Below are 12,874 nucleotides of genomic sequence, written 5' to 3' on the forward strand. Positions count from 1 at the left end.
ACGCGCTCACCTGCTGGTGAATCCTCCGTCGACGGTGATCACCGAGCCGGTGACCTGCAGGGAGTCGTCACCGGCCAGCCAGGTGGCGGCGCCTGCGATGTCGGAGGATTCGATGAGCGCGTTCATCGGCTGGTCGCGCAGGAAGAGGTCTTCGTACTCCCCGGTGGGGACATCGAGCGAGCGCGCGATCTCCACCAGCATGCGGCCCTCGACCAGCGGGTTGTCGCGCACCGAGCCGGGGCACAGCGCGTTGACCCGGACCCGGTGCGGTGCGTAGTCCAGCGCCGCCGCCTTCGTCAGGCCGATGAGGCCGTGCTTGGCGGTGACGTATCCGCTGAAGTTGCGGTAGCCGACCAGCCCGGCCGTCGAGGAGACATTGATGATGCTGCCGGACTTCTGCTCGACCATGGCCGGCGCCACCGCCTTGATCATTCTCCAGGCGCCCGAGAGGTCGACGTCCAGCATGAGTGACCAGTCGGGCTCGCTGATCTCATGGAGCACCACACCCGACGGCGCCGCGATGCCGGCGTTGTTGACGAGCACGTCGACGGTGTGGAACCGGGCCAGGGCCTCCTTCACGGCGGTCTCGACCTGAGCCGTGTCGCGCACATCGACCGCGGCAGCGACCACGGCACTGCCCCGCCGTTCGCACAGCTCCGCCGTGTGCTCCAACTGGCTCCGGCTGCCGAGCGGATACCTCACACCGTCGAGATCGCCCGCGATGTCGAGCAGCGCCAGATCGGCGCCCTCGTCCGCGAACCGGACGGCGCACTCCCGGCCGAGACCACGGGCCGCTCCCGTGATCACGACGGTCTTGCCTTCCAGCAACGTGCCCATGGCTCCCAGTCCCGTTCCGTTCAGCTCCCGGCGACGATGCGCAGCAGCGCCTCGGCCGAGTCGGCCAGATACATGTGTCCGCCCGGCAGTTCGACGTACCGGAACTCGACCTTCGTGATCTCGCGCCACTGCTGTGCGTGCTCCCTGGAGACCAGGGCGTCGTCCTCGCCGCGCAGCGATGTGACCGAGACGGTGAGAGGCTCGTTCGAGGACGGCTTGTAGTTCTCGTGCATGGCCACGTCCGCACGGAGCACGGGCAGCAGCAGCTCCCTCAGATCCGGGTTGTCGAACGCCGCGTGCCGGTATCCGGCGAACTCCTGCACCCGCTCGACGAATTCGTCGTCGTTCAGACCGGTCGCCCTGGAGTCACGTCCGTTCCACGGGCCGGGGGAACCGCTCACATAGAGATGCGTGAGACCCGGGTGGCCGAGCCGCTGGAGTTCCCGCGCGATTTCATAGCACAGAACGGCCCCCAGGCTGTGACCGAAGAGCCCGAAGGCCGGAAATTCCGCGGTGAGTTCGGCAACCTGCGGTGCGAGATGTCCGGCTGCTTCGATCGCGTCGGTGAAAGGCTCGTCCAGGAAAAGTTCCTCGCGTCCCGGCAGTTGCACGGGAAGCACCTTGATGTCCTGCCCTGATACTTCCGTCCATGCGCGGTAGAATCCCGCGCCGCTCCCGGCAAAGGGCAAGCAAACCAGCGGAAAATGCTTTGACAGCAATGGTTTCCCCATTCTTTCTCGAGCGGTTGACTGCGGACTGCACGGCTGTGGGCAGTGGCGTCCGGAGCAGGAGTGGCCCCTGTCCCGTCGACAGGACGGAGAGGCAGGTCGGCTCAGGGAGGATCCGGGCTGCTCAGGGCCGGTGACCATCGACTTCCGGAGTGAACTCGAATAACCCGAAGGGGCATAACCCCGCCCGCCACACCGTAAAGGGATTCACGTGTCCTGTCGACGGGACACCATGCCTTCGCGGACATGGCGTCCGGGTAGGCTCCCTGCTTGACCCAGCAGCCCTCAGGTATGAAGGTGTGGGAAGTCCTGGGATTGGACGACGCGCCTCATGAATTTCATCGGCGGTACGACCAGAGACTTTTTCCTGTCCGGCAATTGATGCCGTGGACAGCATGGCGATGTGAACCGATTCTCCGATCCGCTTGTTCGCGTGGGGTGATGGATGTGCATGATCCGTTGGGGCGGGACCGGTTGCTGACGATGGTGAACGAAACGGCCGAACGGATCCACGAAGCGACCATTCCGGCGTTGTTCGAGCGGCAGGTCCGGCTGACCCCGGACGCGATCGCGGTGGTGTCCGGCGACATCTCGTTGACCTATGAAGAACTCGACGCCAGAGCCGAGCGGTTGGTGCACGGCCTGGTCCTGCGCGGCGTGGGGCCGGAATCGGTCGTCGCGGTCGCGCTGCCGAGGTCCCCCGAGTCGGTCGTGGCTCTGCTGGGAGTGCTGAAGGCAGGTGCCGCCTATCTGCCCATGGATCCCGACTACCCGGCCGAGCGGGTCGAGTTCATGCTGAGCGACGCGCGGCCGGTACTCCTGCTGACCACGGCCGGCGCGGCGGAGGACCTGCCCGGTTCCTGCCCCGCCGTGGTGCTGGACGAGCTGGAAATGCTGGACAAGGGCGACCGCGCACCGGAGTACGGCCGCGAGCACTCGGCCCGGCTCGCATACGTGATCTACACATCCGGATCGACCGGTACCCCCAAGGGGATCGGAGTCACCCACCGCGATGTGGTGGGCCTGGCGACGGACCGGCGATGGCACGGCGGCGCCCATGAACGGGTGCTGCTGCACTCGCCGCTGGCCTTCGACGCCTCGGTCTACGAACTGTGGGTGCCGCTCCTGAACGGCGGCCGGGTCGTCGTGGACCCGTCCGCGGACCTGACTCCGGACGTGCTGGCGGAGCAGGTGGCACGCCACGGCGTCACCTCGGTCTGGCTCACGAGCGCGCTGTTCAACCTCTTTGTCGAGGAGGACGTACGCTGCCTCACCGGGCTCCGCGAAGTGTGGGTCGGCGGCGACCGCGTCTCACCGCCCGCGGTGGAACGGGCCATCGCGGCCTGCCCGGGCACGGTGTTCGTGAACGGCTACGGACCCACGGAGACCACGGTCTTCGCCACGAGCCACCGGGTCGACCCCGCCAAGCCGCCGGCCGCGGACGTCCCCATCGGACGTCCCCTGGAAGCCATGCGCGCCTACGTGCTGGACGCGCAACTGCGGCCCGTCGCACCGGACACGCCTGGCGAGCTGTGTGTCGCGGGTACGGGTGTGGCGCGCGGCTATCTGCGCCGTTCGGCGCAGACCGCGGAGCGGTTCGTCGCCTGCCCCTTCGGCCCAGCCGGTGAGCGGATGTACCGGACCGGGGACCTGGTGATCCGCAACGCCGACGGCGATCTCGTCTACCAGGGCCGCGCGGACGCACAGGTGAAGGTGCGCGGCTTCCGGATCGAACCGGGCGAGATCGAGGCGGCGCTGCTGGCGCATCCTGCGGTGGCGCACGCCGTGGTGGTCGCCCGCGAGGACGGCGGCGCCGGCACGGCCAGACAGCTCGTCGGCTATGTGGTGCCCGCCCAGGACCATGGGACCGCGCCCGGCACCGACGCCCTCTCGGCCGACAGGACCGCGCTGGACATCGCCGCGCTGCGAGGCGAACTGCGGGGGTTCGTGGCGGACCGACTGCCGGAGTTCATGGTCCCCGCGGCCCTCGTCGTCCTCGATCGGCTGCCGCTGACGGCGAACGGCAAGCTGGACCGTGCGGCGCTGCCGGCACCGGAGTTCACGGGCGCCGCCTACCGCTCGCCGCGTACTCCCGACGAGGAGACCCTGGCGGGGGTCTTCGCCGAGGTGCTCGGCCGGACCCGTGTCGGCATCGACGACGACTTCTTCACCGTCGGCGGCGACAGCATCCAGTCCATCCAGGTGGTGTCGCGGGCCAGGGCCCAGGGTGTGCTCGTCAGCTCACGGGAAATCTTCCGGCACCGGACCGTGGCCGAGCTGGCCGAGGCCGCTGCCGCCAACGCGGAGGCGGGCCGGGGGCCGGTACTGGCCGAGCTCGACGGCGGCGGTGTGGGACGGCTGTCGCTGATGCCGGTGGCGCACTGGATCCAGGAGGTCGGCCCGGGCTTCGACCGGCTGCTCCAGGCGGTGGTCCTGGAACTGCCCGACGGCATCGACCGCTTCGGACTGGCCGCGACCCTCACCGCCGTACTGGACCGGCACGACCTGCTGCGCGCGAGGCTGCTGCCCGACGGGATGCTCGTGGGGCCACCGGGCTCGGTGGACGTGGACCCGCTGATCCGGACCGTCGCCTGCGACGGACAGTGGACCGGGGAGTCCTGGCGTGCGCTGCTCGTGAAGGAACTGGACGCGCTGGCAGGGCGGTTGGAACCCGCAGCCGGAACCGTAGCGCAGTTCGTCTGGTTCCGACCGCCGTCCGGGCCCGGCCGGTTGCTGGTCGGTCTCCACCATATGGTGATCGACGGGGTGTCGTGGCGGATCCTGATGCCCGACCTCGCGGCTGCTTGGCAGGCGGTACGGGCAGGGGAGACCCCCGAGTTGCCGCCGCCCGCGACATCGGTGCGGCGCTGGGCGCACGCCCTGGTCGACGAGGCGTCGCGCCCGGAGCGGGTGGCGGAGCTCGCGCAGTGGGGATCGATCGTCGACGGCCCGGACCCGGTCCTCGGGACACGCCGGCTCGACCCGGCCGTCGATGTGCAGTCCACGGTGGAGAAGGTGCGGGTGCAGCTGCCGGTGCCGGTGACCGACGCGCTGCTGACCGCGGTGCCTGCAGCTTTCCACGGTGGAGTCAACGACGGGCTGCTCGCCGCACTGGCGATGGCGGTCGCCAAGTGGCGTCGCGGCAGGGGAGTGGACGAGTCGTCGACTCTGCTCAGGCTCGAAGGGCACGGCCGAGAGGAGGACGCCGTGCCCGGCGCGGACCTCTCCCGCACCGTGGGCTGGTTCACGAGCGTCTTCCCGGTGCGCCTGGACCTGGCCGGGACCGACCTCGACGAGGCGTTCGCCGGCGGTCCCGCGGCGGGTGCCGTGATCAAGGCGGTCAAGGAGCAGCTGCTCGCCGTGCCCGGCAGAGGTCTCGGATACGGGCTGCTGCGGTATCTGAACCCTGAGACCGCCGAGGTGCTGCGCAAGCACGCGATCGGCCAGATCGGGTTCAACTACCTGGGCCGCTTCTCGGCCGCCGACATGCCGGAGGAGCTGCGCGGACTCGGCTGGACCCAGACCGCCGAACTGGCCGAGTTCACCGAACTGGCCGAGCTGGACGCGGGACACGACGCGGCCATGCCCGCGCTGTCCGAGGTGGACATCAACGCGACCGTGACCGACACCGCCGACGGCCCCCGGCTGGGCGCGGTGTTCGGCGCCCCTGCCGCAGTGCTGTCCCCCGCGGAGGTCCGCGAGCTCGCCGGGCTGTGGCAGGACGCGCTGGAAGGACTGGTCCGGCACACCGCCGCGCCGGGTGCGGGCGGCCTGACGCCCTCGGACGTGTCGTTGGTCTCCGTGGCCCAGGGCGAGCTCGAGACGTGGGAGAAGCAGTATCCGGGCCTGGTGGACGTATGGCCGCTGACCCCGCTGCAGTCCGGACTGCTGCATCACTCGATGCTGGCGGACACCGATGTCGACACCTATCAGGTGCAGCTGGTCTTCGGGTTCGAGGGAGATGTCGACGCCTCGCGGATGCGGGCCGCGGGGCAGGCCCTGCTCGGTCGGCACGCGAGCCTGCGCACCGCCTATGTGCCCAATGCCGCTGGTGACGTCGTACAGCTGGCGCTCGAGAATGTGGCGCTGCCCTGGCGCGAGATCCGGCTGTCCGACGAGGAGTTCGAGCGGTTCCTCTCCGAGGACCGGACCGTGCCGTTCGACACGGCGACGCCTCCGCTGATGCGGATGGCACTGGTCCGCATCGGCACCGGCCGCACCGAACTGGTCCTCACCGCGCACCACGTCCTCTTCGACGGCTGGTCCGAACCGCTTCTGCTCCAGGACCTGCTGCGGCTGTACGCCGCGGACGGCTCCCATGCCCACGCCCTGCCCAGGCCGCGTTCCTTCAAGGACTTCCTCGCCTGGCTCGCCCGGCGTGACCACGAAGAGTCGGTCCGGGTCCACGCGGGTGCCCTCGAAGGCGTCACCGAGCCGACGCTGCTCGCGCCGGCCGGTACCACGGGCGCGGCTGTCGGATTCGGTGAACTGGACCTGGACCTCGCACCCGACGAGGCGCAGGAACTCGCTGTCCGTGCCGTGGAAGCGGGCAGCACACTCAACAGCGTCGTGCAGGCGTCATGGGCGATCGTGCTCGCCGAACTCACCGGCAGCACCGACGTCCTGTTCGGCACCACGGTCTCCGGCCGCCCGCCCGCGCTGGCCGGTGTGGACACGAGTGTCGGACTGTTCATCAACACCCTGCCCGTACGGATCCGTTGCGCGCCGTGGAAGACCCTCGCCGGGGTCGTGACCGAGCTGCAGACCTCGCAGGCCGACCTGCTGGAGCACCATCACTGCGGTCTGGCCGACACCCACGAGGCGACCGGGTTCGGGGTGCTCTTCGACACCCTCGTCGTCTTCCAGTCCTATCCGTTCGACCATGCCGGAATCGCCGAGGCGAGCGCCGCGGCCGGGCTCTCCGTCCCCGCCTTCCGCAACATCGCGGGATCGCACTACCCGTTCGTCGTGATGGCGGAGCAGGACCCCCACCTCCGGCTGCGCCTGCAGTACAAGCGCAGCGCCGTCGACCGGGACACGGCCGACCGGATCGGGGCCAGGCTGCTCCGCGTACTGCGGGCCTTCTTCGCCGACCCTCACGGCCTGGTCGGCGAGGTGGATGTACTCACGCCCGAGGAACGGACCGCGTTGACGACCGAGCCGCACACACCCGACGAGCTGATCCCGGCGCTGTTCGCACGGCGGACGGCGGCGGATCCGGATGCTGTCGCTCTCGTCGTCGACGACGTGCCGACCGGCCGGCAGGAGCTGAACTCCCGGGCGGACCGCCTCGCCGACGAACTCGTCCAAGGCGTCCGGGGCACGGACTCCGTGGTGGCGGTCTGCTGCTCGGACCCGGTTGACCAGGTCGTGGCGCTACTCGCCGTGCTGAAGGCCGGCGCCTGCGCACTGCCCGTCGACCCGAAGGACCCGCCGCAGTGGTCGGACGCGGTCCTGCGCGATGCCGGACCGGTGGCGGTGGTCGTCGACAAGGCGGCGGACGGGCTGCTGTGGGGCGATCTGCCCCGGATCCGGATCGCGCCCGACGCCGTGGAGAGCGCCCCTGCGGACGGCGGTCGCCACGGCCGCCCGCTGCCCGGTCACCTGGCCCTCCTCGACTACGCACCGGATGCGTCGGCGCAACCGTACGGCGTGGCGGTCACGCACGGCGGCCTGGCCGCCGATGTCCCCCGGTTCGCGTCCGCCACACCCCTGGAGGCCGGCCCGGGGACGCGGCCGACGGACCTCCTGCTCGCCCTCTGCACAGGCCGTACGGTCGAGATGCACACGGGTGCCCCGGTGGTGCACGCGTCCGAGGACCGCACGCGCGTCCATGTGCTCAGCCCGTCCCTCGCACCGGCCGCGCCGGGTGCCGTGGGCGAGCTGTACGTGGCCGGGGAGTTCGGGCGTGGCTGCCCGCGGCGCAGCGGACTCACCGCGACGCGGTTCGTCGCGGATCCGTTCGGCGCGGCGGGCTCCCGCATGTACCGGACCGGTGTACGCGCCCGGATCACTGCCGACGGCGGGCTGGAACAGATCGACGACCCGGGTGCGAAGGCCGCACGGCAGGCCGTGGAGACCGTCCTGCTGACCCATCCCGACGTGGCACAGGCCGCGGTCGTCGCTGCTGCGGAGGGAACCGTCGGCTACGTCGTGGCCGCGGGGCACGTGGAGATCGCCACAGACGAACTGCGGGCGTTCGTCGCCAGGTACCTGCCCGACCGCGTCGTGCCGTACGCGGTCGTGGCACTGGACCGGTTGCCCACGACGGCGAACGGACGGCTCGATCACAAGCGTCTGCCCGAAGCCGCCGGCGGACAACGCCGGACGGCGGGCAACGAGCGCGAGGAGTTCCTGTCCCGGCTGTTCTCCGATGTCCTCGGACGGGACCATGTCGGAATCGACGACGACTTCTTCGCATTGGGCGGAAATTCCCTGCTCGCGACACGGCTGATCGGCCGGATCCGCAACGAGCTCGGGACGGAGGTCTCCATTCGGTCCGTCTTCCACCACTCGACCATCGCCGAACTGGCCTCGCACTGGGACGACATCGCCACAGCGAGCGGTCCCCGCTTGCGCAAGAGGAGTTAGGAAACCCCCAGCAATGACCGTACAGAGCACGGAACTTGTCTCCGAGACCCCGTACATCTGGCGTGCCAGGCAACCCGGGAGCCGCCACCGGCTGATCTGCTTCCCGCACGCGGGCGCGGGCGCGACTACATACGCCGACTGGGCCCCGTCACTGCCGCCGGAGATCGAACTGATCGCGGTGCAACTGCCCGGCCGCCAGAACCGCATCGCCGAGGAACCCTTCACCGCGGTCGGCCCGCTCGTCAGTGTGCTGACCCACGCGCTGCGCCCTGTGCTCAGCGGCTCGTTCTCCTTCTTCGGCCATTCCTGCGGCGCCGCACTCGCCTTCGAACTGTCCAAGGCGCTGCGCGCACAGGGCCGCCAGGGTCCGGAGCAGTTGTTCCTCTCCGCTCAGCCCGCCCCGGGTGTCATCGGGATCCGGCATCTGCACGACCTGCAGGAGGACGAATTCCGCGCCGAGATGATCGGACTCGGCGGCATCGACGAAGAGATCGCCGGTGACGAATTCGTCATGGGCTCCCTTCTGCCGGTGCTCCGCGCCGACTTCGGCCTCTGGGAGCGGCACACCCCGGCTCCGGAGGCCCCGCTGGACTGCCCGATCACCGTCCTCGCCGGCGACTCCGACTCGCGGGCGCCGAAGGAGACGGTGGGCGAGTGGAGCAGGCAGACGAACGCCGGCTTCAGCACCCACTTCTATCCCGGCGGCCACTTCTACTTCCTCGAGAAGCCCGCGGAAGTGATCTCGCTCATCGCCGGGAAGATGCTGGCCCCCTCGGCGAACGGGAGGACCGTATGACAGCCCTGGACGCGGTCGGCGTTCTCGACGACATCATCGCAGCAGCCTTGAAGGTCCCCGGCGTCGACGACGCGGTCGCCGTGGTACGCAAAGGCGTACGGGCAGCCGTGCCGCAGCGCGCCGCCGAACCGGCCCCGCGGGAGTCGGATCTCACGGACGCTGCGCCGGCCGATCTCGACGGCGGCCCTCTGCACATCCCGGACGGTGCACCCGCCACCTTGCAGGAGGCTCTGCGCGCGGCGGCCGAACTGGCGCCGGACAAAGGCTCGATCTTCATCACCAAGGGCCATGAAGACGTGCTGCAGACCTATCCCGCGCTGCTCGCCGAAGCCGAACGGGTGCTGGCCGGACTCCGTGCCGCCGGTCTGCTCCCCGGCGACGCCGCGCTGTTCCAGTTCGACGCCAACAAGGCCTATCTCACCGCCTTCTGGGCCTGTGTGCTCGGCGGATTCGTCCCGACACCGGTCGGTGTCGCCACCACGTACCAGGCACCGAACGAGACCAACCGGAAACTGCACAACGCCTGGAACCTGCTCGAGCGGCCCGTGCTGCTCACCGACGACGCCACCGCGGGTCCCCTCGCGGGGGTCCGGGAGCTCTGGAGCGAGCCGGAGGTGCGGATCCTGACGGTCGGCGAGCTGGCCGCCTTCCCGCCGGACACCGCGTGGTTCGAGGCCACGCCCGAATCGCCGGTGCTCAACCTCCTCACCTCGGGGAGCACCGGGGTGCCCAAGTGCGTGCACCACACCAACGCGAGCGTCGTCGCCAGGTCGCTGGCCGTCGCCGAGCACTGCGGTCTGACCGGCGACGACATCAGCCTCATCTGGATGCCGTTCGACCATGTCACGGTCGCCATGTACAACGTCCGCGACGTGTTCCTGCGGTGCATGCACATCAACGCAAAGATCGAGCACTCCCTCGGCGACCCGCTGCTGTGGCTCGACTGGGTCGACCGCTACCGCGCCACGAACACCTGGGCACCGAACTTCGCCTTCGCCATGGCCAACGAACACGCCGAGGAGATCCGTACGCAGCGATCGTGGGACCTGTCCTGCCTGCGCGAGATCACCAACGCCGGTGAACCGGTGGTCGCGTCGACCAGCCACCGGTTCCTGGAGCTGCTGGCGCCGCACGGCCTGCCCGCCGACGCGATGCGTCCGGTGTGGGGCATGTCCGAGACCTGCTCGGGAGTCACGTACGCCCGCCAGCACCTCGACGACAGGGCCGCGGGCACCGTCGCCGTCGACCCCTCGTCGCTGAGCGGGAACATCCGCCACGTCGACCCGCACGACAAGGACGCCGTTGTGCTCTCCTCGGTGGGGCGGCCCCTTCCCGGGGTGCGGATCCGCGTCGTGGACGACACCGGTGCGGTGGTGCCCGAGGGGCGGCTGGGCGAGCTGCGCATCCGCGGCCTGACGATGATGCACGGCTACTTCGCGAACGAGGACGCCAACCGCGAGTCGTACGACGAGGACGGCTGGTTCCGCACCGGCGACCTCGCGTTCGTGCACAACGGCGAGGTCGTGATCGCGGGCCGCAAGAAAGACCAGATCATCGTGCGCGGCATCAACTACATGGCGCACGAGATCGAGAGCGTCGTCGAGCAGGTCGCCGGGGTGCGGGTCACCTTCGCGGCCGCCGCCGGGGTGCGTGAGCCCGGCGCGGGCTCCGATCAGCTCGTGGTTTTCTTCGTGCCGCTCCAGTGGGACACCGACGCCCTCGCCGGTACCACCGAGGCGGTACGGGCCACCCTCGTACGCGAAGTCGGCACCGCACCCGACCTGCTGGTCCCCGTCACCGAGACGGAGTTCCCGAAGACAGGGAGCGGCAAGATTCAACGGGGCGCGCTCGTCGACGAGTTGCGTGCCGGCACCTTCGACGGCCGCGTGGTCGGCACCCGGCCGGAGCAGGAGCAGGCGGACACCTGGCTCTTTCGGCGCCAGTGGGCCGAAGTACCCCGGGCCGACGAGGCGACGGGCGACTCCGGGGTCCGGCTCGTGTTCGCCGAGGACGACGACCTGAGGCGCCTGGGCCTCGACGGGCCGTTCGTCGCCGTCCGCCGGGGCGAGGTGTTCACCGAGGAGGCGCCGGACCGCTACCGCATCAGAACCGATGACCGTGGGGACGTGCGGCGGCTGCTCACGGCTGTGACCTCGGCGCACGGTCCGGTGTCGACCGTCGTCCATGCCCTGCCCCTGGCTCCCGGCGGCGACCCCCTCACCCGGCTGACGACGGCGACCGCGGAGCTGACCTCCTTGGTCGGAGCGCTCGACGATGGAAAGTTCGACCGTCCGCTGCTGCTCGTCCTCAGCGCGGGCGCGGTCCATGTGCACGACGGGGACACCGTCGACCTCGGTACCTGCGCCCTGCCCGCGCTCGTACGGACCGCCGTCGGTGAGAGCGCGTCACTCGTCGTCCGCCAGCTCGACCTGCCGGCCGACACCAGCACATGGGCGCAGGCCGTACGCACCGAACTCGCCGACCGGAACCACGCCGGGATCATCGCCGCACGGCAAGGACGGCGGTGGCAGCCGCGATTGTCGCCCGTCGAGGAGGACAGCGGACCGAACACCGCGGCACCGTCCCTGATCGCGGGCGGAACGTACCTGGTCACCGGCGGGCTCGGAGGCATCGCGCACGACATCGCGTCCTACCTGGTCGCCGCCTACGGGGCGCGCCTGCTGCTCGTGGGCCGCTCGCCGGCCGACGGCGAGAAGGCCGGCCGGCTCGCCGAACTGGCCGCACTCGGCGATGTCGTGTACCAGCAGCTCGATGTCGCCGACGCGGCCGCGCTGGCAGCGGCGGTCGCCGCCGCCGAGGCACGCTGGGGGCGCCCGCTCGACGGCGCACTGCACTTGGCGGGAGCGGACCCGACAGCACAGTGGGCCGACCTCGAACAGCACACGGTCGCCAACGAGTCGGCGGAGAACTTCGCCGCGCAGTATCGCGCCAAGGTCGCCGGCACAGTCGCCGTGGCAGAGGTGCTCGCCGCACGCCCGGACGCCTCGCTGGTGCTCTTCGGTTCCGTCAACGGGGAATTCGGCGGGCATTCGTTCGGCGCTTATTCCGCGGCCAACGGTTTCCTCGTCGGATTCGCCGACCACTGGTACCACGAACGCCACCGCAGGGTGCATTGTCTGTCCTGGAGCATGTGGACCGGCATCGGAATGAACCGTACGCAGTCGGCCACGCCGGCCCACAGTCGTGGATTCCGTTCCATCGAACCGGCTGACGGATTGCGGCTGTTTCTCGACTCGATCGCGGCGCCCCACCACAGTCTGATCGTCGGCCTCGACCTGGCAAATCCGTCGATTGTCGACGAATTGGTGCCGGAACAACTGCGGGCCAGTGAGCTTGTCGTCGCCTACACCGCCGACGGCGTCGAACCGGAGGCCGTCCGCGCGGCCGTGGCACCGAGCATACGTGACAGTTCGGTGCCGGTGCGCCTGGTCGAAGTGCCGCACATCCCGCGGGACATGAGCGGTGGTGTCGACACCGCCCAGCTGCTGCTCGATGCCGCGTCCGACAAGCCGGGGCGCCGGTTCACGGCACCCGAGACCGTTCTGGAGCGCCGTATCGCGTTCCTCTGGTCGAACTCACTCAACCGCCCCGAAATCGGCCGGGAGGATTCGTTCTTCGACCTCGGCGGCAATTCGATCCGGGCAACGCGTCTGCTCGCGCTGGTCGACGACACGTTCGCGGTCCGTGTCTCGACGCAGGAACTCTACGAGAACCCGACCGTGGCAGGGATGGCGGAGATCCTTGCGCGGCAGGGAGCGAACTGAACGCCCCGCACAACGGCCGCGGGTGAGCAGCCCTGCAGGGAACGGCGTCCTGTCGACAGGACATGAGCCGGCCGGGCAGGGCGCTCGTCCGCGGCGAATGCGCTTGACCCCACAGCGCGCAGACCGGAAAGTATTCG

At 70.0% G+C, this 12,874-nt stretch carries 5 protein-coding genes; 3 read left to right on the top strand and 2 right to left on the bottom strand.

Features of this window, described 5'->3' with window-relative positions; translation table 11 throughout:
• Nucleotides 1-6 precede the first annotated feature (6 nt).
• Both ACZ4SA_RS22080 and ACZ4SA_RS22085 read right to left on the bottom strand, forming a co-directional pair.
• A complete protein-coding gene (locus tag ACZ4SA_RS22080) occupies nt 7-837 on the bottom strand; it encodes an SDR family oxidoreductase (RefSeq protein ID WP_468277079.1) in 831 nt (276 codons plus the stop codon).
• A gap of 20 nt (nt 838-857) precedes the next feature.
• Nucleotides 858-1,568, bottom strand: coding sequence for a thioesterase II family protein (locus ACZ4SA_RS22085; protein ID WP_468277082.1), 711 nt, complete (start codon nt 1,566-1,568; stop codon nt 858-860).
• 438 nt (nt 1,569-2,006) lie between these two features.
• On the opposite strand from ACZ4SA_RS22085, the gene ACZ4SA_RS22090 reads away from it, so the two are divergent.
• Genes ACZ4SA_RS22090 through ACZ4SA_RS22100 form a run of 3 tightly spaced genes read left to right on the top strand, consistent with a single transcriptional unit; the run spans nt 2,007 to nt 12,737 of the window.
• Nucleotides 2,007-8,156 carry an amino acid adenylation domain-containing protein gene (locus tag ACZ4SA_RS22090; RefSeq protein WP_468277084.1) on the top strand — a complete coding sequence of 2,050 codons (6,150 nt, stop codon included), beginning with the start codon at nt 2,007-2,009 and terminating at the stop codon, nt 8,154-8,156.
• Between the two features lie 13 nt (nt 8,157-8,169).
• Nucleotides 8,170-8,952, top strand: a complete 783-nt coding sequence (locus ACZ4SA_RS22095) for a thioesterase II family protein (RefSeq protein ID WP_468277087.1) — start codon at nt 8,170-8,172, stop codon at nt 8,950-8,952.
• Nucleotides 8,949-12,737 (top strand): SDR family NAD(P)-dependent oxidoreductase, encoded by a 3,789-nt coding sequence (locus tag ACZ4SA_RS22100; protein WP_468277090.1) that lies wholly within the window; start codon nt 8,949-8,951, stop codon nt 12,735-12,737. Before ACZ4SA_RS22095 ends, ACZ4SA_RS22100 begins: the two co-directional genes overlap by 4 nt.
• Nucleotides 12,738-12,874 lie beyond the last annotated feature (137 nt).

This window comes from Streptomyces sp. NPDC027962, from assembly GCF_055566095.1.